Annotated in this window: 17 protein-coding genes; 11 read left to right on the forward strand and 6 right to left on the reverse strand. The window is 33.9% G+C overall.

The genetic code is table 11. The features are described 5' to 3' along the window. Positions 1-170: 170 nt before the first annotated feature. Genes VIX88_RS00260 through nhaA form a run of 5 tightly spaced genes read left to right on the forward strand, consistent with a single transcriptional unit; the run spans position 171 to position 8,752 of the window. Positions 171-2,030: a DNA topoisomerase IV subunit B gene (locus VIX88_RS00260; protein WP_061710066.1), complete on the forward strand. Its 1,860-nt coding sequence runs from the start codon at positions 171-173 to the stop codon at positions 2,028-2,030. A gap of 19 nt (positions 2,031-2,049) precedes the next feature. Continuing rightward, positions 2,050-2,544, forward strand: a complete 495-nt coding sequence (locus VIX88_RS00265; RefSeq protein WP_004919024.1) for a hypothetical protein — start codon at positions 2,050-2,052, stop codon at positions 2,542-2,544. 2 nt (positions 2,545-2,546) lie between these two features. Next, the gene (locus VIX88_RS00270; protein ID WP_061710067.1) at positions 2,547-5,120 is read left to right on the forward strand and encodes a DNA gyrase/topoisomerase IV subunit A; all 2,574 of its coding nucleotides are present in this window, start codon (positions 2,547-2,549) and stop codon (positions 5,118-5,120) included. 41 nt (positions 5,121-5,161) lie between these two features. After that, entirely contained in the window at positions 5,162-7,369 is a 2,208-nt protein-coding gene (locus tag VIX88_RS00275) for a RelA/SpoT family protein (RefSeq protein ID WP_061710068.1), read from the forward strand. A gap of 30 nt (positions 7,370-7,399) precedes the next feature. After that, positions 7,400-8,752, forward strand: a complete 1,353-nt coding sequence (nhaA, locus tag VIX88_RS00280; protein ID WP_004919015.1) for a Na+/H+ antiporter NhaA — start codon at positions 7,400-7,402, stop codon at positions 8,750-8,752. Between the two features lie 213 nt (positions 8,753-8,965). Here the strand turns inward: nhaA and VIX88_RS00285 are convergent, their stop codons facing one another. Together VIX88_RS00285 and VIX88_RS00290 are read right to left on the reverse strand one after the other, a co-directional pair. After that, the gene (locus VIX88_RS00285) at positions 8,966-9,232 is read right to left on the reverse strand and encodes a hypothetical protein (RefSeq protein ID WP_127919810.1); all 267 of its coding nucleotides are present in this window, start codon (positions 9,230-9,232) and stop codon (positions 8,966-8,968) included. Between the two features lie 228 nt (positions 9,233-9,460). Continuing rightward, the gene (locus tag VIX88_RS00290) at positions 9,461-10,396 is read right to left on the reverse strand and encodes a pseudouridine synthase (RefSeq protein WP_064969567.1); all 936 of its coding nucleotides are present in this window, start codon (positions 10,394-10,396) and stop codon (positions 9,461-9,463) included. Positions 10,397-10,566: 170 nt separating this feature from the next. Here VIX88_RS00290 and VIX88_RS00295 point away from each other — a divergent pair, with 170 nt between their 5' ends. Genes VIX88_RS00295 through VIX88_RS00305 form a run of 3 tightly spaced genes read left to right on the forward strand, consistent with a single transcriptional unit; the run spans position 10,567 to position 13,917 of the window. Beyond that, on the forward strand, positions 10,567-11,442 hold the full coding sequence (locus tag VIX88_RS00295; protein ID WP_064969568.1) for an ABC transporter ATP-binding protein: 876 nt from the start codon (positions 10,567-10,569) through the stop codon (positions 11,440-11,442). 4 nt (positions 11,443-11,446) lie between these two features. Then, a complete protein-coding gene (locus VIX88_RS00300) occupies positions 11,447-12,997 on the forward strand; it encodes an ABC transporter permease (protein WP_237190344.1) in 1,551 nt (516 codons plus the stop codon). A 41-nt stretch (positions 12,998-13,038) separates the two neighbouring features. Then, on the forward strand, positions 13,039-13,917 hold the full coding sequence (locus VIX88_RS00305; RefSeq protein ID WP_127919808.1) for an IS982-like element ISRa1 family transposase: 879 nt from the start codon (positions 13,039-13,041) through the stop codon (positions 13,915-13,917). Between the two features lie 136 nt (positions 13,918-14,053). On the opposite strand, the gene VIX88_RS00310 is transcribed toward VIX88_RS00305, so the two are convergent. Then, a complete protein-coding gene (locus tag VIX88_RS00310; protein ID WP_064971202.1) occupies positions 14,054-18,475 on the reverse strand; it encodes a S8 family serine peptidase in 4,422 nt (1,473 codons plus the stop codon). 527 nt (positions 18,476-19,002) lie between these two features. Between VIX88_RS00310 and VIX88_RS00315 the strand changes: the two genes are divergently transcribed. Next, entirely contained in the window at positions 19,003-21,219 is a 2,217-nt protein-coding gene (locus VIX88_RS00315; protein ID WP_064971203.1) for an NADP-dependent isocitrate dehydrogenase, read from the forward strand. Positions 21,220-21,248: 29 nt separating this feature from the next. Here VIX88_RS00315 and VIX88_RS00320 read toward each other — a convergent pair whose 3' ends face one another. Continuing rightward, complete coding sequence (locus VIX88_RS00320) at positions 21,249-22,127, reverse strand: IS982-like element ISRa1 family transposase (RefSeq protein ID WP_127919811.1); 879 nt, start codon at positions 22,125-22,127, stop codon at positions 21,249-21,251. A 343-nt stretch (positions 22,128-22,470) separates the two neighbouring features. Between VIX88_RS00320 and recR the strand changes: the two genes are divergently transcribed. Beyond that, complete coding sequence (gene recR, locus VIX88_RS00325; RefSeq protein WP_064970143.1) at positions 22,471-23,079, forward strand: recombination mediator RecR; 609 nt, start codon at positions 22,471-22,473, stop codon at positions 23,077-23,079. Between the two features lie 6 nt (positions 23,080-23,085). Beyond that, positions 23,086-23,943 (forward strand): glycosyltransferase family 2 protein, encoded by an 858-nt coding sequence (locus tag VIX88_RS00330; RefSeq protein WP_310503711.1) that lies wholly within the window; start codon positions 23,086-23,088, stop codon positions 23,941-23,943. A 39-nt stretch (positions 23,944-23,982) separates the two neighbouring features. Here VIX88_RS00330 and secG read toward each other — a convergent pair whose 3' ends face one another. After that, positions 23,983-24,345 carry a preprotein translocase subunit SecG gene (secG, locus tag VIX88_RS00335; protein WP_004919074.1) on the reverse strand — a complete coding sequence of 121 codons (363 nt, stop codon included), beginning with the start codon at positions 24,343-24,345 and terminating at the stop codon, positions 23,983-23,985. A gap of 142 nt (positions 24,346-24,487) precedes the next feature. Further along, positions 24,488-26,530, reverse strand: coding sequence for a M16 family metallopeptidase (locus tag VIX88_RS00340; protein ID WP_153926618.1), 2,043 nt, complete (start codon positions 26,528-26,530; stop codon positions 24,488-24,490). Positions 26,531-26,537 lie beyond the last annotated feature (7 nt).

Raw genomic sequence — 26,537 nt, forward strand, 5'->3', positions numbered from 1 at the left:
TGCTTAGTTATAGTATTTATGTACTCGAGTATTTAAAGCGTTTAATATTTTGATTGTTTGAGGTTTATAGTGAGCTGTAAAAAATACTTTTGTTTAAAATTTTTCTTTTAAAATAGGTTTGCTTAAATTTGTGGGTTATTGTTTTTTACATTAAAAAAAGAGGCTTATTTATGAGTGAAGCATTACAACAGGTTAATTATTCCGAAGATAACATTAGAACTCTCGATTGGCAAGAGCATATTAGACTTCGTCCAGGTATGTATATTGGGAAGTTGGGAGATGGTTCATCGGCTGATGATGGTATCTATATTTTATTAAAGGAAATTCTGGATAACTCCATAGATGAGTTCAGAATGAAAGCTGGTAAAAGGATAGAAATCAAGCTAGATGACAGAAAAGTCCAAATCCGAGATTATGGAAGGGGAATCCCTTTGGGGAAAGTGGTAGACGCTGTTTCTAAAATGAATACTGGAGGGAAATATGACAGTAAGGCATTTAAGAAATCGGTGGGACTTAACGGAGTAGGTACAAAAGCAGTTAATGCTTTATCCGAATATTTCAGGGTAAAATCGGTGCGAGATAATAAAACTAAAGTGGCTGAATTTTGCAGAGGTAATATCACAGAGAATTTTCCAGAAGAAGACTCTAGCGATAGAAACGGAACTGAAATTACCTTTATTCCAGATGCTGAAATATTTTTGAATTATAAATTCAGAAAAGAGTATATAGAGCGTATGCTCAGAAACTACGCTTATCTAAACCCAGGTCTTAAAATCATTTTTAATGGAGAAACTTATTTTTCCGAAAATGGACTGAAAGATTTATTGGAGGAAGAAATGGAAAGCCAAACGCTTTATCCAATTGTACATCTTAAAGGTGATGATATAGAAGTGGCCATTACTCACTCGGATAAGTCTCAAACGGAAACTTACTTTTCGTTTGTTAATGGGCAAAATACTACACAAGGAGGAACGCACCTTAATGCCTTTAGAGAAGCTTATGTAAAAACAATACGAGAATTTTTCAATAAAAACTTTGATGCTTCGGACATTAGAAAGTCCATTATTGCCGCGATTTCTATAAATGTAGAAGAGCCTGTCTTTGAATCTCAAACCAAAACCAAGTTAGGCTCTAATGATATTGGTCCACAAGGTCCTACCGTAAGAACTTTTGTGATAGATTTTCTTAAGACCAAATTAGATAATTTCCTACATAAAAACCCAGAAGTTGCAGAGGCAATTTATAAGAAAATACTAGTTTCTGAAAGAGAAAGAAAAGAACTTTCTGGAATACAAAAACTCGCTAGAGAAAGAGCTAAAAAGGTATCTCTACACAATAAAAAACTAAGAGATTGTAGGCAACACTACAATGAGCAAAAAGCCGATAGAAAATCAGAAACTCAGATTTTTATAACGGAGGGAGATTCTGCATCAGGGTCTATCACTAAGTCTAGAGATGTAGAAACTCAAGCCGTGTTTTCTCTCAAAGGGAAACCACTTAACTGCTACGGACTTACCAAGAAAGTAGTGTATGAAAATGAGGAATTCAACCTCTTACAAGCCGCACTTAATATAGAGGAAAGTTTAGAAGATTTAAGATACAATCAAGTCATTATTGCTACCGATGCCGATGTGGACGGTATGCACATTAGATTATTGATGATAACTTTCTTTCTTCAGTTTTTCCCTGATTTAATTAAAAATGGACATTTGTATATCTTACAAACACCATTGTTTAGGGTAAGGAATAAGAAAGAAACTCGCTATTGCTACACAGAAGAAGAGCGTATAAAAGCACTAAATGAACTTGGTAAAAACCCTGAAATCACTAGATTTAAAGGTCTTGGAGAAATCTCTCCAGAGGAATTTAAACACTTTATAGGGAAAGACATTAGACTTGAACCTGTGGTGATAGGGAAAGACCAAACTATAGACCAAATTCTAGAATTTTACATGGGTAAAAACACACCTGATAGACAGCAGTTTATTCTAGAAAATTTAGTTGTAGAAGAAGTTATAGAAGGAGAATAAATTTGTGTATTAAAAAACTATGAGATTAAGTAATAAGGTAAGAACTCCCTATTATCAGTTTATATTTACTTTGGCAAATATAACGCTATTGGTAGGTTTAATTTTCTTTATACTACAAAATAAAGTAGCAAAACTATTTACTATACCTATTGATATTGGTATTATAGCTTTTGCCATTCTTCTATATCTCATTTTTTATATCAGGGGAAGACAAATTTTTGAGTACGATAGTGATGGCGAAGCCCTTAATTTTCAAAATAGAAATATCATTGATTCTCTAGGCAAAAACGCAAAAGATGAATTTCCAAAATATAAATTAGATTCTTACGAAATAGTTGATGTTTTCCTGTTTAGAAGATTATATATAAGACTAAAAAATAAGAAAGGAAGTTTGACTGTGCTTAAATACGATATTTCTTACCTTAATAGTAAAGAGATAAAAGATTTAAAACTATCGCTTAACAGAACCATAAAATCAAATCAAGAAAACTCTAACAATAGAGATATAAATTAGTAATGGAAGAACAATATCAGAAAGGAGAAACACTGAAAAAAGTTTCAAGATTATATAAAGATTGGTTTTTAGATTACGCATCTTATGTGATATTAGACCGTGCCATTCCTTCTATTTTTGATGGTTTCAAACCTGTACAAAGGAGGATTATGCACTCTATGAAAGAGTTAGAAGACGGTCGTTACAACAAGGTGGCGAACATCGTAGGGAATACAATGAAATATCACCCTCACGGTGATGCTTCCATTACAGATGCAATGGTTCAGATTGGTCAAAAAGAACTCCTTATAGACACACAAGGTAACTGGGGAAATGTCTATACTGGCGACTCCGCTGCTGCTGCTAGATATATAGAGGCGAGGCTAACTCCTTTTGCATTAGAAGTTGTATTCAACCCAAAAACGACTCACTGGGTAAAATCTTATGACGGCAGAAATAATGAACCTATAGATTTACCTGTTAAGTTTCCGTTACTTCTCGCTCAAGGTGTGGAAGGTATTGGTGTAGGGCTTTCTACTAAAGTGATGCCTCACAACTTTAATGAACTGATAGAAGCCTCTATTGCATATCTTAAAGGAAAGAAATTCCAGCTTTATCCAGACTTTATGACGGGTGGTATGCTAGATGTTAGCAACTATAACGATGGCGAAAGAGGTGGAAGATTAAGGGCGAGAGCTAGGATTATCCAAAAAGATAAGCATACTTTATGCATTACTGAACTTCCGTTTTCCAAAACGACTAGCGACTTGATTGATAGTATAATCAAAGCTAACGAGAAAGGAAAGATTAAAATCAAAAAGATAGAAGATAACACTTCTGACCAGGTAGAAATCAACATTCATCTTAATAATGATGTTTCGCCTGATAAGATGATAGATGCCTTGTATGCGTTTACAGATTGTGAAATTTCCATTTCGCCCAACGCTTGTGTTATCGTAGGCGATAAACCGATGTTCTTGAGTGTTTCGGAAATTTTAAAGAGAAATACAGACCACACCGTTTCTCTTCTAAAAAGAGAACTAGAAATAGAACTTGGAGAGTTGGAAGACAAGTGGCATTTTGCTTCTCTAGAAAGAATCTTTATTGAAAACGAAATTTACCAAGAGATTAAAGGCAAAGACTCTAAAGAAGCGGTTTACGAAGCCATTAACTTAGCCCTTCAACCTTTTACCAAAAACTTAATGAGAGAGGTGGTTACCGAGGATATTATTCGTCTTACGGAGCTTCCGTTTATGCGTATTTCTAGATATGATAGAGATAAAGCATTAGAAAATATTGCCGCTCTTGAAGGTAAAATGGAGGAAGTTAAGCATCACTTAGCTCATTTGGTAGAGTATGCCATCAATTATTTCCTTAATATTAAAAAAAAATTTGGTAAGGATAAAGAACGCCGAACAGAACTTAGAGTTTTTGATACTATTGATGCCACAAAAGTAGCCGTAGCTAACGAAAAATTCTATGTTAATAGGGCAGAGGGCTTTATAGGAACATCACTTCGAAAAGACGAGTATGTGTTTGATTGCTCCGATATAGACGATATTATTACCTTCAGAAAAGATGGGGTAATGCAAGTAACTAAGGTAGAACCCAAAACTTTTGTGGGCAAAGATATTATACACACAGGCGTTTGGAAAAAAAATGATAAACGCACCGTTTATAATATGATTTACCGAGAGGGCAAAACGGGACCTTACTATATGAAAAGGTTTTCTGTAACCTCCATCACAAGAAATACCGAATATCCTTTAGCTTCTGAAGCTAAAGGTTCAGAAGTACTTTACTTCTCCGCTAATCCTAATGGAGAAGCAGAGGTAGTAACGGTTCTTTTGAAGCCTAATGCTAGAATACGAAAAAATAAAATAGAGATAGACTTTTCAGATTTAGCCATTAAGGGTAGAAATTCTAGAGGAAATCTAGTCACCAAATATGCCGTAAAAAAGGTAGATTTGAAGGAAGAAGGCGTTTCCACATTAGCACCTAGGAAAATATGGTTTGATGAAACAGTGAGAAGGCTTAATGCCGATGCAAGAGGTACATTATTAGGCAGTTTCAAAGGAGATGATAAAATACTTACCATCAATACCAAAGGAGAAGCTAAACTAATGACTTTTGATTTGATGAATCGCTTTGATGATGAGTATCTAGTACTTGAAAAATGGAGACCAGACCAACCTATTACTTGTATCTACTATGATGGCGAGAAGGAAATCTATTTCATTAAGAGATTCTTACTAGATAACACCCTTAATCCTCAAGTATTTATGCCTAGTGAACACCCAAAATCCTTTATTGAATTTGTGGGCGCTCAAGACGGTTGTACTGCAGAAATTATCTTCGGAAAAGACAAAACAGGCAAAGAAAAAGACCCTGAAATTGTAGATATAGACGAGTTTATAGCAGTTAAAGGGATTAAAGCAATGGGCAATCAGTTTGTTAAGGAAAAAGTGAAATCCATCAATATTACCATTCCAGAAAGAGAGGATGAAGAAGAACCCGAAATAGAAGAAAAAGAACAGTCTAATGATTCTGACGATATACCAGAAGAAGGTATTATAGGAGATTTATTTGGAGGCTAGAGGTATATAAATGTTTTATGTTGGTTTTAAAGTAGAAATATATGGTTTACGATTTAGAAAAAGAAAATAAAGAGATTTTGGCAAGGTATAAGGATCTAATATCCAATACTTACAGAACTCTCAACGAAGAGCAAAATAAGCTCATTCGTAAAGCTTTTGATATAGCACTAGATGCACACAAAGATCAAAGGCGAAAAACAGGAGAGCCATATATCTACCATCCAATCGCTGTAGCCAAAATAGTCGCTGAAGAGATAGGTTTGGGAGCAACTTCCATTGCTTGTGCTTTATTGCACGATGTTATAGAAGATAGCGATTATACCTATGAAGACATCAAAAAGATATTCGGAGAGAAGATAGCCAGTATCGTTAATGGATTAACGAAAATTTCGGTGATGAACAACCAGAATATTTCTATACAATCCGAAAATTACCGAAAGTTGTTACTTACATTATCCGAAGATTTTAGGGTTATTTTGGTTAAAATTGCAGACCGCCTACATAATATAAGGACGCTGGATAGTATGCGTCCAGACAAACAGAAAAAAATAGCTTCCGAAACGGTTTACATCTATGCTCCATTAGCTCACAGGCTGGGACTTTATAATATTAAATCTGAGTTAGAAGATTTATCTCTAAAATATAATAATCCTGAAGTTTATACAGAAATTACCAGCAAACTAGATTTAGCCAAAGAACAAAGAGAAGGCTATCTAGAAGAATTTAAAAATGAAGTTTCCGAATATCTTTCTAAAGAAGAATTAGATTTCAAAATAAAAGGAAGAACCAAAGCTATTAGCTCCATTTATAGAAAAATGTTGAAGCAAAATGTTGGCTTTGAGGAGGTTTATGATAATTACGCTATTAGGATTATTTACAAATCTGACCTTAAAAACGAGAAGTTTTTAGCGTGGAAAATCTATTCCATTGTTACAGACCTTTATAAGAGTAACCCTCAAAGAATGCGAGATTGGATTTCTGCTCCTCGTTCCACTGGATATGAAAGTCTTCACCTCACGGTATTAGGTCCTGACAACAAGTGGATAGAGGTTCAAATCCGTTCCGAAAGAATGGACGAAATTGCTGAAAAAGGGGTAGCGGCTCATTATAAATATAAGGAAGGGTTCAGACGAAATAGTGATGATACCAATTTTGAGCAATGGGTAACTCAGATTAGGGAGGTTCTTGAAAATCAGGAAATGATGTCAACCTCCGAGCTGCTAGATGATATCAAGCTTAATCTCTATTCTAAAGAAGTTTTTGTTTTCACTCCAAAAGGCGAGGTTACTATTTTACCTAAAAATGCTACCGCATTAGACTTTGCGTTTTCTGTGCATACAGATTTGGGTATGAAATGTTTAGGAGCTAAAATTAACGGAAAGTTAGTTCCAATTAGTTATGTACTAAAAAATGGAGACCAAATAGAAATTCTATCTTCTAACAATCAAAGACCTAAACAAGACTGGCTAGACTTTGTAGTAACTTCCAAAGCTAAATCAAAGATTAAGAATGCTTTAAATATAGAAAGAAACCAGCGTGTTGCGGAAGGAAAGGAAATTCTACAAAGAAAACTGAAAAGTGCTAAAATTGCATTTAGTGAGGAGGAGGTTAATAATCTACAAAAATATTTTGCACTCAAGACCTCACAAGAGTTATTTCTTAAATTTCATGATGGTAGCCTAGATATAGGTGATTTGAAAAGATATTCGGAAAGAAAAAGTATCTTCTCATCACTTCTTCAAAAATTCCGAAAAATCTCAACCAAATCTCAAAATATAAAAGAGGAAAATCCTTATCAAAACCTCGATTTAATTGTTTTTAGTAAAGATGAAGAAAAACTCAACCATACTTTTGCCAAGTGTTGTACAGTAGTGCCAGGAGATAAGATATTTGGTTTTTTAACCATTTCTGATGGTATTAAGGTACATAATGATAACTGTCCAAACGCTGTAAATCTACGAGCTAACTATGATTATCGTGTTTTAACCGCAAAATGGGTAAATGCTGAGAGCTTTAGTAACCGTGTTAAAGTACAGGTAGAAGGTTTGGATAGAATGGGAATGATAAATGATATTACCAAAATTATTACTAATGCGATGAGCATTGACATGAGGAGCTTTAGTATCGAGTCTACCGATGGGATTTTCACAGGGCAAATAAGCCTAGAAGTTAAAAGTAAAGACCAACTAGAGGAAACTATTAAACACCTCAGAAGGATAGAGGGAGTCACTAGTGTAAAAAGAATCTAATTTTTTAATTTGATAAAAGATAAATATTTTATGGAACAACCTAAAATTCATTTAACTCCAGCAGATAAGTATATTGTAAGACCAGTAAATAAGTTTATTAGTAAATCCACAACGGGTGGTATAGTGTTATTTATTGCGGCTTTAATTGCGATATTTTTCGCTAATTCTGAATGGAGTGAAGAGTATAACCATTTTTGGCATCAGCATATAGTAATTAGTCTAGGCGAATTTTCTTTAGACCTATCATTACACCATTGGATAAATGATGGACTCATGGCCATATTCTTCTTTGTAGTAGGGTTAGAGCTTAAACGAGAACTTACCAATGGAGAATTAGCTTCACCCAAAAAAGCAATGCTCCCAATTATAGCAGCTATTGGAGGTATGGTTTTTCCTGCCCTTATTTATACTTTCTTTAATAACGGAACAGATGCTGCACACGGTTGGGGAATTCCTATGGCAACAGATATTGCCTTTGCACTTGGCGTAATGTACCTACTGGGAAATAAAGTACCTTTACCATTAAAAGTATTTTTAACGGCTTTAGCCATTGTAGATGATTTGGGAGCAGTTTTGGTAATCGCTATATTTTATACCAATGAACTACATATGGGATACCTAAGCCTGGGGCTTGGTATTTTTGCATTGATGCTTTTCTCTAATAAAATGGGCGTTAAAAGTATTATTCATTATGCTATATTGGGGATAGGAGGCGTTTGGCTTTGCTTCTTGATGTCAGGGGTGCATGCTACTATTGCTGCTGTTTTAGCTGCTTTTACAATCCCTGCTAGTGCTAGAGTTAATGAAAGTTATTTTGTCTATAAAATGAGAGAACTTAGAGATAAATTTCTAAGTATAGACCCTGATGAAAAACACGAAGACTTAACTGATGAGCAAATTCGTGTGGTGGAAGATATGCATGAATTAACAAGAGAAACAATACCACCTTCTCAGCGTTTAGAACACGGTATGCATAGTTTTGTAAGCTTTATTGTGATGCCTATTTTTGCATTATGTAACGCGGCTATTCCTATCTCTTTTGATAATGGTTTGAGTTTAGTTACTATTGGAGTTATTTTGGGATTATTACTCGGAAAAGTACTAGGTATATTTGGATTATTAGGTGCTTTGATAAAACTGAAAATAGTTAAAAAAACAGAAGGCTTATCTATGAAAAATCTGTTAGGAGTTGCTTTTTTAGCTTCTATAGGATTTACGATGTCTTTATTTATCACAGAATTAGCCTTTGATACTAAACTACACCCAGAGTATGTTCCAGAGGCTAAAATGGGGATTATTATAGCTTCTCTCATCGGTGGAATTGTAGGTTATCTTATATTAAATACCAATAAAGAAGAGAAAAAAGGAGGAGAAAATATTTAGAGTTTTCTAATCAATATTATAATAGAAATAAGCGGAAAAGTAATATTTTCCGCTTATTTCTTTTTAAATGCTTAGTCTCAATTTTTCTAGTAATGAAAATCTTTTATTTTTGACTCTTTTATTACAATTATATTTTTTAATATTCCTTTTATATTTTGTTTTAGTAAACTTTGAATTTTTATATTTTCAGTAATTATAATTTTTTCACCGTTTTCATAAAACACTATCTGAATCAATATTACTGCTAAACTTTTTTATTTCAACATCATTCCAAGCTCCAATTCCATAAAATACGCTTTTCTTTTTTTCTCCTTTTTGTAACTCAGTTATTATGGAGTTTTGTTTTTCTTTTTGAGTAATGAAACTTCCATAAACCAAAATGTTTCTACTTTTTTGGGTGTCATTTTTCAGAATTAAAGTTCTCACAGGATCACAACTAATTGTAATCATAAGAACAAAAATCAATGTTAATTTATTCATTAAAGATAAACACCATTTTTTATAAAGCTTTCGCTAATAGATAAATTACAGAAAGATATAAACAAATCATCAGTATTGTAAATCTTACAATATATTTCCTTCCATTTCTTTCAAAAACATAATACAAAAATGGAAGCGGAATGAAGAATAGCCCAATCAGCAAGCAAAAAATTAAAAATCCTACTCTCACTTTATTTGACTAAATACTTTTATCAATACAATACTAATTTACAACATCTTCAGGTTATTTACCTCAAGTTCGGTAAGGATACGCCAATGGCCTCTTTTGATATTTTTCTTGGTAAGCCCTGCAAACATCACTCTATCTAACGCCTCAACTTCGTAGCCTAACCTTTGGAATATCCTTCTAATCACTCTATTCCAACCGATATGAATTTCTATCCCAATTTCATTTTTAGGTTTACCGTCTATATAAGAAATGCTATCCACCTCTGCAACACCTTCTTCCAATCTAATCCCTTTGGCTATAGTCGCCATATCTTCGCCTGTAAGCTTTCTGTCTAAAGTAACATGGTAAATTTTCTTGATATTGAAAGAAGGGTGAGTAAGTTTCTTGGTAAGATGTCCATCATTAGTGAGTAGAATAACGCCCGTTGTTTGCCTATCCAAACGTCCCACAGGGAAAATTCTATATGGAGAAGCATTTGCCGTTAAATCCATTACTGTTTTTCTAGCTTTCTCATCTTTTGTAGTAGAGATGTAACCTTTAGGTTTGTTGAGAAGTACATACACAGGCTTTTCAGGTGTAATACTTTGCCCATCAAAAACCACTTTATCTGTCTTTTGCACTTGATAGCCTAGTTCGGTTACTACTTTACCATTGATTTCAACTAAACCTTGCTGTATTAATTCGTCAGCCTCTCGTCTGCTACAAATCCCTGAATTAGCAATATATTTATTAAGTCTAATGGTATCTTTAGGCTGTTGTACAAGTTTATTTATTCTTCTTTTTTGGACAAAAGCTCTAGCTCTGTCGGCTTCTTTATCATCAAATCTTCTTCCACCTCTGCGGTCTCCTTTTACATATTTATCTCTAGAATCAAAATCTCTACCTCCTAATTTTGAGCCACGAGAGTTCTCAGTATTCCCTCTTTTTTGATTTGTTCTTGATTTTCCTGAAAAATTTTTGCGTTCTCTGCTCATACTTGTGACTAATTATGTTTTGCAAAGATACAATTTTTTAGAGGTTATTAGAGGCTACTTATAAAATTAGATGTTTGTGTGAGATACTTGGATAGACTTTTTATCACTAAATTCCACTAAAATTTGTAACACTTTTTATAATAGAGCTACTTATACAAGAAAAAATTATTATGAACTTGAAAATTTCAAATTTAACCAAAGCTTATAGCAATGGAGTGAAAGCCCTTAATGGAGTTAATTTAGAAATAGGGAACGGAATGTTTGGGCTATTAGGACCCAATGGAGCAGGTAAGTCATCTTTAATGAGAACTATTGCGACTCTACAAATGCCAGATGAAGGCGAAATTTATTTTGGAGACATCAATGTTTTAGAGGACAAAATGGCATTGAGGAAGGTGCTAGGCTATCTTCCTCAAGAGTTTGGGGTTTATCCAAATATGTCAGCTCAAAGTTTATTAGATTATTTTGCTCGTTTAAAAGGAATTACCAATGCTTCCGAAAGAGAAACTATGATTAAAGAAGTGCTACAAATTACCAACTTGTACGAAGTGAAAGATAAAAGTGTGAGTGGATATTCTGGCGGTATGAAACAAAGATTTGGTATTGCTCAATTGTTACTCAATAATCCTCAATTGATTATAGTAGATGAGCCTACGGCAGGGCTAGACCCTTCGGAAAGAAGTCGTTTCCTTAATGTTTTGAGAGAAATTGGCACTAAGCATACCGTTATATTTTCTACCCATATAGTAGATGATGTAAGAGAGCTTTGTAATGACTTAGCGGTGCTTAACGGCGGAAAGATACTTTTTAGAGGAACACCTAAGCAAGGGGAAGAAATGTTGAAAGGAAAAGTGTGGAGCCGTATTATCAATCGAGAGGATTATGATGATTTTAATGAAAAATACAACTTGCTTTCCTCTAAATTTAATGAAGACAATACACTCAATATAAGGGTTTATGCTGAACAGCAACCTAATGAAACCTTTGAGGAAGTGAAGCCTATGTTAGAAGATGTTTACTTTGTTTCACTAAAAAACGACCAATAGGCTTATGAAAACGATTTTTATATTTGAGCTGAAAAGATGGTTGAAAAATTGGGTATTTTATCTTTATTTACTCATTTTCTTTTCTTTAGGGTTTTTAATATCTGCGATAGCGTTGGGCTACTTTGATAGCTTGTCTGCCACCACTTCATCTAATAGGTTTATAAATTCAGCTTTGAGCCTTAACGGATTATTGGGACAGTTAGGGACTTTTATCAATTTTATTATTCCTGCAGTAGTAGGTGCAACGGTATATCGAGATTATAAGTACAACTTTCATAGTATATTTTACGCTTATCCGTTCAGTAAGTCTAGCTATATTTTGGGTAAGTTTTTGAGTGGAATACTCGTAACAGTACTGATTTCCTTGTCAATAGGTGCGGCGTTTTTATTAGCTTCTGTGTTGCCTTTCGCAAACAAAGATTTATTAGCTCCTATTGATTTTTTTGCCTATATACAGCCTTATCTTTTGTTTATTATTCCTAATATATTTGTGATAGGAGCTTTTGTTTTTGCATTGGTAACTTTAACGAGAAATGAATACATCGGTTTTGTTTTTGTGATAATTCTGATACTGTTTCAGTCGTTTATCTATAATATGACCAATGATGTAGATGATAAATTTTGGGTAAGTTTGCTAGACCCTTATGGTGCTATATCACTAGATTACCTTACAGAATACTGGACGATTGAAGAGCAGAATACACTGTTTATCCCTTTCAAGAGTGCCTTGCTTTACAATAGATTTGTATGGGTTGGTCTAGGAGTTTTGGTTTTTGTAGCAACCTATTTTATATTCTCGTTTAACTACACAGTGCCTAGTTTTTTTGGTAAAAAGAAGAAAGCACAACGCTTTACAAAGAATAATTTTGGAGGAATAATTAAAATCAATTTGCCTAAAGTAAGCTATCATTACGATTTTTGGAACAATTTTAAAACAGCCATAAGTTTATCTAAATTTGAATTTAAGCTCATTGTAAAGAACAGGATTTTTCTTGTTTTCATTACAATACTTATGCTGTTTATTGTATTTTCGGGCTATACCTTAGGGCAAGAGTTATTTGGAACCAGAACTTATCCTGTAACTTGGAAAGTTATAGGTATGGCTAAAGGACTTCTTGAAGTATTTTTGTTGTTAATCATTTATTTATTCGCAGGAATTAGTCTTAATAATGCTTCTAATTTTAGAATTAATCATTTGGTAGATAGTACTCCTGTTCCTAATTGGGTGCTTTTGATGTCTAAAGTTTTAGGACTTATAAAAATGGTGATACTTATTATGCTAGTAAGTATTACTTCAGGAATGCTGATTCAGTCTTATTATGGCTATTTTAAATTTGAAATAGGGCAATACCTTATAACTTTCTTAGGTTTAGAGTTATTGTATTACATTATTGTCATCTTATATGCTGTATTTATACAAGGATTTTTCAAAAACTATCTTGTTGGTTTTTTTGTAATTATCCTAAGCATGATGTATCCGTTCGTTTTCTCTAAAATAGGACTAGAACAACCCGTTGTGCATTATGAAATGAAAAAAACAAGAGTTGTTTATTAGACTGAAAATCAGTATATTGTTTTTGCTATAAAACGATATAAATGAACAACATAGAGCAAATATATGAAAGAATTTTGGAAGTTTTAGGACTTTTTTCAGAAAATCAACTGATTAGTTATCAGAGAAGAACACCTAAAATGAGCGATTTAGAAGTCATAAGTCTTAATATTACTGCTGAATACTTGAGTATTGATAGCGAATTACAGTTATTTAGAAAATTGCCAAACTCTCTGATAAACAAAATTGAAAGAAGTGTTTACAATAAGCGAAAACGAAGACTATCCCTACAAACAGAGCAAATTAGACAGCGTATTTCGATGGAGTTCAATGAGTTTGAAGATATTTTTATCGTTGATAGCATGCCAATGAAAGTTTGTGAAAATGCTCGTTCTACTCGTTCAAAAATTTGTAAAGAGCAATCCTATTCTTTACCAACATATGGTTATTGTGCTTCACAGAAATTATATTTCTATGGCTATAAACTACACGCAGTATGTTCTTTAAATGGTGTGATTAAGAATTTTGATATAAGCCCTGCATCCGTTCACGACATCCACTATTTAAAAGATATTGGTGAGCAAATGCGAAACTGTACTTTAATTGGAGATAGAGGCTATTTATCAGCAAAAGTTCAAATAGATTTATTTAACTATGCTAATATTAAATTAGATACACCAATGAGAAGTAATCAGAAAGATTATATTCCTCAATTTTCATTGTACAAGAAAAAGCGAAAACGAATTGAGACATTTTTCTCTCAACTTTGCGACCAATTTATGATTAAAAGAAACTATGCTAAAACTTTTGAAGGCTTTAAAACAAGGATAATCAGTAAAATAACCGCCGCAACGGTTATTCAATATATCAATAAATTTATCTTCCAAAGAAAATTAAATCATCTAAAAATCAGTATTATTTAAAATGCACAACGAGTTAATATTAGCTAAGTTTTATATATGCCATTCCTTACCCAAACCTCAAATATATCCAAAAAAGAAAGCCGACCTTGTGAGCCGACTTTCTATAAAATTGAATTCTTATTTAAAGTATCAATTTTTATTTAACCATCAGTTTTACATTGTGTTTTACACCTTTATCATCTACTAGATTTAGGATATAAACACCTTTAGGCTGTTGAGTTAAATTGAGTTCAAATCTGTTTCCTTTGTACTCGTTGGATAAAATCTGTTTTCCAGACATATCGTAAACACTAGCTTTCAGTGCAGATACAGTAGAAACTGCTTCTACTACAAAATTACCATTAGATGGGTTTGGATATACCTTTAATCCTGTATTAGCGTCAACTTCTGATGTAGCAAGTGTGGTGATATTAACAACTACCGTTTGCTTATCAGACTTAACTCCGTCAGAATATACCGCATATACATCGTAAGTATAAGTGCCATTTTGGGTCATTGTTTCATTGTATAGACGGGTGTTGTAATCGTTTATATCACTTACCTTAGTTCCATCTTTAACCACTTCGTAACCTACTAAATGAGGTACAGTAGATATTCCGAAAGAAACTTTGCTGCCTATACCACTATTCAGTGAAGTTTCTGGTAACAGCATCTCTCTAGTTACTAGCTTATCTCCTTTTAAGAAGTCGGCTTTAAAATCAGGAAGCGCCTCTTTACTTAGAGTTTGGGTACCTACAGTTGCCCCTACTTTTCCGTCCACAGAGTTATCATATCCTACTTCTATATCATCTAATGCTAGTATAAAGCCATTATCATCTTTCTTAGTTCTGTGGTGGAACGCTACAAAGAAATCTTTGTTTGTATAGTTTTTGATATTAACAGACTCCAACTTAAATGTAGGATTAGTTCCAGTGGCTTCAAAGGTATAGACTTTATGCCCAGCTTTCACTTCCTCCGCTGTAGGAGCGTTTCCAGAAGCTGGAGCTTCCACTACATAGACATCATATCTCTCATTGTATTTGTGCCATACATTAAAGCTAAGAACTTCTGCTCCTTTTCTTAGTTTAGGAGTTATTAATATATTATCTGCATCAAATGATTTTACATACCAAGAGTAAGATCTTACACCATATTCCCCACTCTTTTTATATACCCCTGTGAGGTACCAATCTAATATGGAATTCTGACCTATTACCGTCATACCACTAGGCATAGCATTTCCATCTTCATCTTCAAATCCTTCTTTATAAATAGGATTAAGGTTGGGACGTTGCCATTTTAAAGTTAATAAGTTATTGGTTTTGTCAAAGTTGTGAGTTAAATCATCTACACTATTATATACCTTTTTAACATTGATGTAGTCTGTTTTTTCTACCGTATCAGAATTATGCTCCGAAGTCGCTTTTAGACTTACTTTATATAGACCTTTCTTAGTAAACTTAACATTCAAATCTTTATCCGTGAATGCCGTTGTAGTACCTGTAAATTCTACACCATCAGACGGCGTGATAGTCCACTCAAACTGATTAGGCTCTGGGTTACCAGTAGAAGTATTAGCAAATAATACCGCTTCTCCCTCAAATATTTCTTGTGCACTAGAGATGAAACCTGCTACTGTAGGCGTATTCTTAACTGTGATGTAATCATTTTTAGTTAATACCTCTTCTCCTTTATCATTTTTAGCTTTTAGGGTAACGCTGTAAGTACCTTCCGCAAGTGATACCTTAGGTGCTTCAGAACTGGTAGAAGTTCCATCTTTAAATGTTACCGTATTTGGAGCGAAAGTCCATTCCCAAGAACTTACAGGAAGTGTAGATGCCGTCATCGTAGCATTTTTAAAACTTACTGTTTCGTAAGAGTTAGCTTGTACTTTATCAGCCGAGAAGTCTACATTTGGTTTGCTTTCTGCGTACTCAAACTTTACATTATCCATTGCAAATGCATAAGACTTGTCTGTACCCTCTGTTTTATGACGGAATCCTATATAAGCTACTTGGTCTGTTGGAACTTTAAACTCATAGAAATATCTATTGTACTTACCCGTAGCCTCTACTCTAGGTGTAAGCTCTTTCGTCATAGACGAGCTATTAGGATTGTTACCTAGAGATATACTTATAGCTTCTGTAAAATTTTGGAATTTTCTCGCATAGAACACCACTCTATAGAGAACATCTTTCTTAAGTTTCAGAGGGTTAGAAAAGAACCAGTCATCTACATCTGTTTTTTCACCAGGGAAATTAAGTGCAAATGAATTGCCTTCGTAAGCTAAACTTTTATCATCATATTTTCTCCAGGTTTTTCCGTCTGCATCTTTATCTTCAGAAGTCCAACCATTTTTGTTAAAATCATCTTCAAAACCAAACTTATGAGAAGCCATATCTGGTGTTAAATCTGCCACAATACCATAAGCTGATGTTGATAGCTTATTGTCTAAACTTATTTCGTCTGCAGCATAAACCAACTCTGCTTCAACAGAATAATTAACAAATGATTTAGATAAATCAAAATGATGAGTCAGGAAGGTTTTATCTGCTGGTGCAATAGACGGTACATCTAATTCCCCTGTTGCTACCACTTCATTACTATTGTCTTTATTAACAAGTTTAACGCTTAACTTAGCTCCCGCACTGTATGCATCTTTACCTTTGTTTTCAACCCTAAAACTTATAGGAGTACTAGCAGTATACTGTAAAGGTGGAACTGTAACTTTTACACCAGTAACTGCTAAATTATTTCTTACACCATTATTAACACCAGTAACCACTAGTGAATAGTCTTGAGAAGTAGCTGGCACAAGATTAACTATAAGATTTCCTTTGTTGTCACGGCTAACCTCGTTTTTCTTTAAGTCTCCTTTGTGTTTTACAACAATAGTATAAGTAGCACCAGCTTCTGGATTTTCTATCACTACCTGCTCTACGTTATCCACATCATTATCCATTTTAACGGCTGGAGCTACTGGATTATCAGGATTTAATCGCCAAGGTAATACTTCTACACCATCTTTGATTACTCTCACATCCAAATCGTTCACCAACATCTTTGACCTATCATTTAAAACTTCTTCGTTGCTCAATGTGCTAGGTGCTGGGTCTGCCCATACTACAGTTACCTTAAGAGGAGAACCTCCTGCTGCTACAACATCAAATGAAGTTTGGGTTCCATTATTTAATGTGTTTTCTTGGATTAAAGAATACTTTCCGTTTAAGGATATGGTTTTCGCTGCATCAAATGCGTTCAACAATCCCCAGCCAGAAGCATAGTCTGGTCCTGGAGCTTCACCTGCTTCGTTAGCTGTAGCAATAGCCAATGCTTTTAAAGTAGCTGACTTCATATGAGCATTAAACTTCTTGAAATAATGCTCTTGTAACAATAATAAAGAGCCTGTAACATTAGGAGAAGCCATAGAGGTTCCGCTCATTGTTCCATAAGCAGTATCTCCTGTAGATACACTAGATTTAAGGTCAACACCAACGCCAGAAATATCAGGCTTAATTCTTCCATCGTCAACAGGTCCAAATGCACTAAAACTAGCCATTCTTACATCTTGAGGTGTCTTATATCCTCCCACTATTTTATTTGCAGCGCCTACAGTAAGAATATTTTTACCTGTGCTTCCGAAAATAATACAATCAAACCCATTATCACCTCCATTTCTTTGTCTTACTTTCGTTGAAGCCATCCATTGCCCTGCAGAGTCTCTCACATAATGTGTCTCTCCTGGTGCAGGACCATCTCCTCTAGGATTTCCTGCTGCTTTCACAGGTAAATAGTAAGGTGCATTAAGAGCAATTAAATCCCAATCTCTATCAGGAGCTGTATACTGTCCATAGCCTTTATATTCAGTGTCCTCATCGCTTCCAAACCAGTGCCAGCCTTGAGTTCCTGACCAATTTCCCCACTCGAATCCTCCCAAATAACCATAAGAATGATTGGATAAAATTGCTCCAGCAGCAGCAGCAGCCACCATTTCATTCTCATCATTATTCCAATCATAAGCATCTAATGTAGCCTTGGGAGCCATTCCTTTCACCAGAGCATCTACTCCTGATGCTACCATAGTTCCCGCTACATGGGTAGCATGATCGCTATTACTTAATGGGACATCTTTCTGAGTTACTCTTCCTCCAAACTCTTGATGGGTAGCTCTCACTTTTCCTCCGTCCCATTCGTGCACCTTCATTCCACTACCTTCTAGGTTGAAAACCCCAGCACTAGGATGAAGTTTACTAGTACCTGTACCTTCGGCAGCTCCCGTGTTATATGTAATATAGTAAAGAGCTCTCCCCTTCTTATCAAAGCCTTGAAGTTGGTAAAGTTTACCATTGGCTTCACCCATAAATGGAATTTTAAGGTCTTTTGCTTTAGCCTGTAGCTCTTTAACACTAAGAGTAGACTTACTAAACCCTTTCTGCAACAAATTTAGTTGCTTGAGATTAGATGACTCTTTAATTTTCTTTACTTGTTCTGCATTCTGTGCAAAAACAAAGTTTGGAAGTAACAGAAAACCTGCTGCTATTGGTAGCAAATTTCCTGTTTCTAAAATAGATTTTTTCATAAAATACAAATGTTTTAAACGCTTTACAATATTAATGTTTTTTTGCTAATAAAAAAATCAAACAAGTGTATAACAATATACTATAAAACACTTTTTTTAAACTTAAAATAAAAATATAGTGTAATTTTTGAAAATATAATAAAACAGAAATTAAGAAATAATAATTTAATATCGAATAGAGTTCTATATCACATTAAATAGCTTAGTATAAAATACTGATAATAAGATTTAAAAACTAAAACTACCCCTCAATAAAACGTATGAATAATATCTCAAAATTAGATAAATATATCAATTCTAATTTATTTTTAACTTCATTAAAATCAATAGTTTAATCAATTTACAAAATACAAAAACATGATATTGGTCATATTTTGAAATTTAATATTGTACAATTTATTATTTTATTATTTATAGTAATTCTAAATAATTAGATGTAATAAATTTAAATATGATTATTATATAGCAACTTTTTTTCATTATTTTTGTGGAAACTAAATGTTGTATAATATAAAAAAACAGAATAAATGTCAACAGCTAAAATTTACTACACCCTTACAGATGAGGCTCCTATGTTAGCCACTCATTCATTTTTACCTATTGTAAAAGCATTTACAAAATCAGCAGATATACAGATAGAAGTGCCGGATATTTCTTTATCAGGGAGAATATTGGCTAACTTTCCAGAAGTTCTTACCGAAGAACAAAGAATTCCTGATGCATTGTCTCAATTAGGAGAATTAGCTACAAAACCAGAAGCTAACATTATTAAGTTGCCTAATATTTCCGCTTCTATACCTCAGCTTAACGAGGCTATAGAAGAATTACAGAAAAAAGGATTTAATGTACCTAATTATCCTGCAGAGCCAAAAACGGAAGAAGAAAAAGAAATTAAGGCTAAATATGCTAAAGTGCTTGGTTCGGCTGTAAACCCTGTACTTAGAGAAGGTAATTCTGACAGAAGAGCTCCTAAAGCTGTAAAAAACTATGCAAAGGCCAACCCACACAAGATGGGAGAATGGTTAGCGAATAGTAAAACAGATGTAGCCCATATGAGCCAAGGAGATTTCTACGGTACTGAAACTTCTACGACTGTAGAGAAAGATGGTAAGTTTAAAATTGTATTCTTTGGAAATGATGGTTCAGAGAAAGTACTAAAAGATTACGCTTCTCTTCAAGCAGGAGAAATTATAGACTCTTCTGTAATGAACATCAAAGCCTTAAAGACTTTTGTAAAAGATGCTATACAAGAAGCTAAAAGTAGAGATGTATTGCTTTCTGCTCATTTAAAGGCAACTATGATGAAGGTGTCTGACCCTATTATTTTCGGAGCTATTGTTGAAACATTCTTCCACGAAGTATTTGAAAAGTATGCAGAGACATTCAAATCATTAGATGTTAATCCTAACGATGGATTGGCAAGTCTTTATGATAAAATTGCAGGAACAGCTCAAGAAGCTGATATAAAAGCTGATATCGAGCGTGTTCTAAACGAAAGTTCAAGAGTAGCAATGGTAAATTCTGATAAGGGAATTACCAATTTCCATGTTCCTAGTGATGTTATTGTAGATGCTTCTATGGCGGCATTAGTTCGTGGTGGCGGTAAAATGTGGAACAAAGACGGACAAGAAGAAGATACTTTAGCCATAATCCCAGACCGTTCTTATGCAGGTTTCTATCAAGCTGTAATAGATGATATGAAAGCTAATGGAAAGTTAGACCCTACTACTATGGGTAGTGTACCTAATGTGGGGCTAATGGCTAAAAAGGCAGAAGAGTACGGTTCTCACGATAAGACTTTCCAAATGGAAGCTGAAGGTACAGTAAAAGTTCTTAATGAAAATAACGAGGTTCTATTAGAACAGAAAGTAGAGGCTGGAGATATTTTCAGAATGTGCCAAACTAAAGATGCTCCTATACAAGATTGGGTTAAATTAGCGGTTAACCGTTCTCGTTTATCGGATACTCCAGCTATATTCTGGCTAGATAAAGGTAGAGCTCACGATAGAGAAGTTATCAAAAAAGTAGAACAATATCTTAAAAATCATAATACAGAAGGTCTTGATATTAGAATTTTAGATGTTAAAGACGCAATGTCTGAAACTCTTAAAAGAGCTAGAGAAGGTAAAGACACTATTTCTGTATCTGGTAATGTTCTTAGAGATTACCTTACGGATTTATTCCCTATCCTAGAGTTAGGAACCTCGGCTAAGATGTTGTCTATTGTACCTCTTATGAATGGTGGTGGGTTATTTGAAACAGGTGCAGGAGGCTCTGCTCCTAAACATATAGAGCAGTTTATAGAAGAAGGCTATTTACGTTGGGATTCTTTAGGAGAATTTTTAGCATTACAGGCAAGTTTAGAACACTTAGCACAAACTCAAAATAACACTAAAGCTCAAGTATTGGCAGATGCACTAGATGAAGCTAATGCCAAGTTTTTAGCTAATGACAAATCTCCAGCTAGAAAAATAGGAAGTATAGATAATAGAGGTTCTCATTTTTATTTAGCGTTATATTGGGCAGAAGCTTTAGCAGCACAGACTCAAGATTCAGAGTTATCTACTCTGTTTCAACCTATTGCTAAAGAAATGCAAGAAAATGAGGCAAAAATCAATGAAGAGCTCATCGCTTCTCAAGGTAAAGCTCAAGATATTGAAGGCTACTATCGTCCAAACAAAGATAAAACTTACGCTGCAATGCGTCCTTCGGTAACACTTAATCAAATTATTGATAGAATATAATTTCGTTATATTCAAACTCGTTGTGCATTTTAAATAATACTGATTTTTAGATGATTTAATTTTCTTTGGAAGATAAATTTATTGATATATTGAATAACCGTTGCGGCGGTTATTTTACTGATTATCCTTGTTTTAAAGCCTTCAAAAGTTTTAGCATAGTTTCTTTTAATCATAAATTGGTCGCAAAGTTGAGAGAAAAATGTCTCAATTCGTTTTCGCTTTTTCTTGTACAATGAAAATTGAGGAATATAATCTTTCTGATTACTTCTCATTGGTGTATCTAATTTAATATTAGCATAGTTAAATAAATCTATTTGAACTTTTGCTGATAAATAGCCTCTATCTCCAATTAAAGTACAGTTTCGCATTTGCTCACCACTATCTTTTAAATAGTGGATGTCGTGAACGGATGCAGGGCTTATATCAAAATTCTTAATCACACCATTTAAAGAACATACTGCGTGTAGTTTATAGCCATAGAAATATAATTTCTGTGAAGCACAATAACCATATGTTGGTGAAGAATAGGATTGCTCTTTACAAATTTTTGAACGAGTAGAACGAGCATTTTCACAAACTTTCATTGGCATGCTATCAACGATAAAAATATCTTCAAACTCATTGAACTCCATCGAAATACGCTGTCTAATTTGCTCTGTTTGTAGGGATAGTCTTCGTTTTCGCTTATTGTAAACACTTCTTTCAATTTTGTTTATCAGAGAGTTTGGCAATTTTCTAAATAACTGTAATTCGCTATCAATACTCAAGTATTCAGCAGTAATATTAAGACTTATGACTTCTAAATCGCTCATTTTAGGTGTTCTTCTCTGATAACTAATCAGTTGATTTTCTGAAAAAAGTCCTAAAACTTCCAAAATTCTTTCATATATTTGCTCTATGTTGTTCATTTATATCGTTTTATAGCAAAAACAATATACTGATTTTCAGTCTAATAAACAACTCTTGTTTTTTTCATTTCATAATGCACAACGGGTTAATATTAGTTAGAACACAAAGTCCATTAAGAAAATATTTAATTTAGTAAATAGAAAAAACATTTTGTAGATGTAAAAATTAAAATTGATACTGGGGATTTAATTTTCTAAGTAGGGGAAAATATTTTCTAGATGTAAAAATTAAAATTGATGATGAACTTCTAACTCCCTTTAAAGTAGAGATGTTCTCTTAATAGAATAAAAAAATAGGGGAAATTGTATAATTGTAAATTGAAATAAAACTAACTTTGCATCTATGAATTTTCCAAGTAAGGTTTTAGAAAAGGCAGTAGAAGAAATATCGGGACTTCCAGGTATAGGCAGAAAGTCGGCTCTCAGACTAGCACTTCATTTGCTTAGACAACCGAGTTCGCAAGGAATAGCTCTAGGCGATGCTATACAAAATCTAGTTACAGAGATAAAATACTGTAAAGAATGTCATAACTTTTCGGACACAGATATTTGCGAAATTTGTGCAGATGACAGTAGACACGCTGAACTCCTATGCGTTGTGGAAGATGTGAGAGATGTAATGGCGATAGAAAATACAGGGAAATTCAAGGGGAAATATTTGGTTTTAGGAGGGAAAATATCACCTATGGAAGGCATTGGTCCTCAACAATTAAATATAGAAACACTAGAAAGCAAACTAGAAACAGGAGAGATAGAGGAGGTGATTTTTGCCCTGTCTGCCACTATGGAAGGCGACACCACCGTATATTATTTATATAAAAAGTTTAAACATTTTGATATAAAATTCTCCAATATTGCGAGAGGTATTTCCGTAGGAGATGAGCTAGAGTATGCCGATGAAGTTTCTTTAGGAAGGTCTATTTTAAACCGAATACCTTATAAAGGTCATTAAGTTTTTATGAAAAAAAAACTAAGCATTATCATCGTTAATTATAATGTAGCCGATTTGTTGTTGGCTTGTATTCAGTCCATAGAAAAGTATGCAGCTACAGTAGATTACGAAATTATAGTTATAGATAATTGCTCCACAGACAACTCTTGGCAAAAACTAAAACACACCTTTCCGAAGGTTACTTTTATAGCATTAGAAGAAAATTTAGGTTTCTCCAAAGCGAATAACATTGCAGCCAAAAAAGCTCAAGGCGAATATATTTTATTACTAAATCCAGATACAGAGTTAGAAAGTGATGGGCTAGATAGTTTGTTAGAATTTGCTGATGGTCGTGATAATTTGGGTTGCATCGGTGTTAGAATGCATAATTTGGCGGGGGATTTTCTTCCTGAGAGTAAGCGTTCTATCCCGAACATTATCAATTCTTTTGAAAAACTATTTCTATTTACCTCTCGGAAAAACAACCGTAAAACCTATTATAGAAACGACATCAATGAAAACGAAATTGCTTGTGTAGAAGTGATTACAGGTGCTTTTCTTTTGATGAAAAGAGAACTATATCTAGATATAGGAGGCTTAGATGAGAGATATTTTATGTACGGCGAAGATATAGATTTGTGTTATACTCTTATCAATAAAGGCTTTCAAAACTATTATTATGGGGCTTATTCTATACTCCATCACGAAGGACAAAGCACTGTGAAAGATTTAAAATATTTATCAAGATTTTATGGAGCGATGTTTTTATTTTTAGAAAAATACTATAAGCATAAAAATAGATTAAAATATCTATTTTTATTACAAGGTTTAAAGCTAAAATACTTTATAGAACGCCTAAAACTAAAAAAGGCGAAAGAAATATAATCTCCTTTCGCTTTTTTCTATTATTCAAGACTAAAAATCTTAGTTTCCTGTATTGCTTGGAGCTACTGGTGTAGCTGTATTGTTTAAATCTACTTTTTGGTTTGGTGCTTGTGGAGCATTAGGTAACTCTGTTTTCTTAGGAGCTACAGGAGCTACATTTACTGTAGGTTTTGCAGTTAATACCACACTTAAAACAATCAGTAATACCACCGTAATTCCTAATGTCCAAGTTGCTTTTTCCATAAAATCATTAGTTCTTTGAACGCCGAAAGAAGCTGACGACGCTCCTCCGAATGTCCCTGAAAGACCTCCACCTTTAGGGTTTTGTGCCATAACTACCATTACCAACAACACACACACAATTACTATAAGAACCATAAATAGTGTAAAAACTGTACCCATAACTAAAAAGATAATTTTTTAAGTCCGCAAATATAAGAAGAATAATTTTATATTAAGAATAAAATCATCAAAACTTATATAAAAAAGAGGCAACTCCAAATAGAATTGCCTCTTAATGTTCAAAAAGTTATGATTTTATTAACTATTTAAAATCCGTTTCTTGAGCTTTGTTAAATTCGTAAGATTTTACTTCAAAAGTAATATCCATACCACTCATATTTTGGTTGATTTTGAACGGCATTTTAACTCCTGAAACTTCTTTGTAATCAGAGAAAGTAGAAGGGATAGTCATTTCTTTATCACCCATTTTTTCTACTTTAGTTTCACCTAATTTCAATCCAGATTTTACGCTGTAAAAATAAGTGGTTTTACCTGATTTAATAGCATAAGCGTCTTCATTACTCACCTTTTCAATGCCTTTTAGTTCATAGTTACTATTATTAGCAAACGTTAATTCCTTGAAAACTTCAGTAGATTTTTGCATCTCTTGCTTAGCCTGTTCTGGCATAGGAATTTTGTTTCCTTGCGCCATAATGTAACCGTCTTTACCATCAAATACAACTTTCTGCATAGAGTTGCCCATCATTTTCATATCCATCATCATTTTACCACCTTTTGCTTGTACTAAAGTCATTTCCAAAGGCATTCCCTGAACGGTAGCCGTAGCATTCATTGTAACAGAATTGATTTTACTAACCGCCTCTTTTCCACCTATGGCTTTAATGTAGTTTTGTGCAACGCTTTCTACATTTACATTAGCAGCTACTTTTTTAACTTCAGGTTTTTGGCTAGGATTTGCATAGGCATCGTAATATTTTACTGGATAACCTAATTTCTCCAAACTATCCGCAATATCTGTTGCTTTACCAGCGATGAAAATTCTAGCTTGATTAGGCAAAATATTTTCACTAACCACCTTTTTAATATCAGCAGCTGTTACCTTTTCTATAGACTTTAAATAATTGGTATAGAAATCCGCAGGTAGATTTTGAAGTTTTTGGTTTAACGCAAATCTAGCAATAGTTTCAGGTTTTTCTAAAGACATAATGAAATTACCTTTCAGTTTAGCCTTAGCGTTTTGTAACTCTTCTGGTTTTACAGTAGAGATGGCATTAAGCTCATTGATGAATTCTTTTACTGCCTTATCTGTAACCTCATTTCTTACACTTGCTTCTGCACTAAAGTTAGGCGAGTATTTACTCGTAGATAGGTTAGAATATGCCCCGTAAGTAAATGCATTTTTCTCCCTAAGATTCATAAACAATCTACCTTCGCCACCGCCACCAAGTATATAGTTTGCCATAACTCCAGCAAAATATTGTGGGTCTTTCATTTGTAAAGTAGAAACATTACCTACTTTAATGATAGATTGTACAGCATTAGGAACATCTACTACATTCACCTCGGTAGTGGTTAGATTTTTAGCAGGTGCAGGAGTTGGAATTTTAACATTAGATTTTTTCCAATTTTTAAATTGGCTTTCTATCTGTTTCTTTACTTCATCATATTTTACATCTCCTACAATTACAAGATAAGCATTGTTAGGTGTGTAATATTTTTGATAGAAATCTTGCACATCTTTTAGTTGAATTTTATTGATGCTTTCCGCTGTTTTAAACTCCCCTAAAGCGGTATTTTTACCATAAATAAGAGCATCAGACACTCGGTTAGCGATAGCTTCTGCACTCTTTTCGTCTGCTTTAAGCCCTTCTAAAGCTCTTTCTTTAGACTTTTGAACTTCCTCACTGGAGAACTTTGGGTTGATGATAGCGTCAGCCATAAGGCTTACCACTTCTGGGTAATATTTAGATAGTGTATTGGCAAATGCTCCAGAAGCCCCAAAATTTAATCTAGCTCCTAAAAAATCTACTTTTTTGTTAAATTCTTCTTTGCTAAGAGAAGTAGTTCCGTTACCTAATTGACTTGCCATCATATTAGAAACTCCAGCAATATCACCCTCATATACAGGAGGTGTGTCTATGGTAAGAGTAACATTAACTCTAGGGAGTTTATTATTTTCTACCACCATTACGGTAAGACCGTTTTTAAGGGTGAAAGTTTTAGGCTGTGCCACATTTACCGTAGGAGTAGGTCCTGGTTTTGGCATTGCATTAAGGTCTATATTTTGAGCAGATAACATTCCTGAAACTAGAAACGCCGCTGCAATGTATTTGATATTTTTCATTGTTGAT

It is taken from the genome of Riemerella anatipestifer (assembly GCF_035666175.1).
GTDB lineage: Bacteria > Bacteroidota > Bacteroidia > Flavobacteriales > Weeksellaceae > Riemerella > Riemerella anatipestifer_D.

Bases quoted from the DNA above. Each gene is read 5' to 3' on its own strand.
- VIX88_RS00295 (WP_064969568.1), top strand. From the start codon at position 10,567: ATGAACTTGAAAATTTCAAATTTAACCAAAGCTTATAGCAATGGAGTG.
- VIX88_RS00260 (WP_061710066.1), top strand. From the start codon at position 171: ATGAGTGAAGCATTACAACAGGTTAATTATTCCGAAGATAACATTAGA.
- VIX88_RS00310 (WP_064971202.1), bottom strand. From the start codon at position 18,475: ATGAAAAAATCTATTTTAGAAACAGGAAATTTGCTACCAATAGCAGCA.
- nhaA (WP_004919015.1), top strand. From the start codon at position 7,400: ATGGAACAACCTAAAATTCATTTAACTCCAGCAGATAAGTATATTGTA.
- recR (WP_064970143.1), top strand. From the start codon at position 22,471: ATGAATTTTCCAAGTAAGGTTTTAGAAAAGGCAGTAGAAGAAATATCG.
- VIX88_RS00290 (WP_064969567.1), bottom strand. From the start codon at position 10,396: ATGAGCAGAGAACGCAAAAATTTTTCAGGAAAATCAAGAACAAATCAA.
- VIX88_RS00265 (WP_004919024.1), top strand. From the start codon at position 2,050: ATGAGATTAAGTAATAAGGTAAGAACTCCCTATTATCAGTTTATATTT.
- VIX88_RS00315 (WP_064971203.1), top strand. From the start codon at position 19,003: ATGTCAACAGCTAAAATTTACTACACCCTTACAGATGAGGCTCCTATG.
- VIX88_RS00275 (WP_061710068.1), top strand. From the start codon at position 5,162: ATGGTTTACGATTTAGAAAAAGAAAATAAAGAGATTTTGGCAAGGTAT.
- VIX88_RS00300 (WP_237190344.1), top strand. From the start codon at position 11,447: ATGAAAACGATTTTTATATTTGAGCTGAAAAGATGGTTGAAAAATTGG.
- VIX88_RS00320 (WP_127919811.1), bottom strand. From the start codon at position 22,127: ATGAACAACATAGAGCAAATATATGAAAGAATTTTGGAAGTTTTAGGA.
- VIX88_RS00270 (WP_061710067.1), top strand. From the start codon at position 2,547: ATGGAAGAACAATATCAGAAAGGAGAAACACTGAAAAAAGTTTCAAGA.
- VIX88_RS00330 (WP_310503711.1), top strand. From the start codon at position 23,086: ATGAAAAAAAAACTAAGCATTATCATCGTTAATTATAATGTAGCCGAT.
- secG (WP_004919074.1), bottom strand. From the start codon at position 24,345: ATGGGTACAGTTTTTACACTATTTATGGTTCTTATAGTAATTGTGTGT.
- VIX88_RS00285 (WP_127919810.1), bottom strand. From the start codon at position 9,232: ATGAATAAATTAACATTGATTTTTGTTCTTATGATTACAATTAGTTGT.
- VIX88_RS00305 (WP_127919808.1), top strand. From the start codon at position 13,039: ATGAACAACATAGAGCAAATATATGAAAGAATTTTGGAAGTTTTAGGA.
- VIX88_RS00340 (WP_153926618.1), bottom strand. From the start codon at position 26,530: ATGAAAAATATCAAATACATTGCAGCGGCGTTTCTAGTTTCAGGAATG.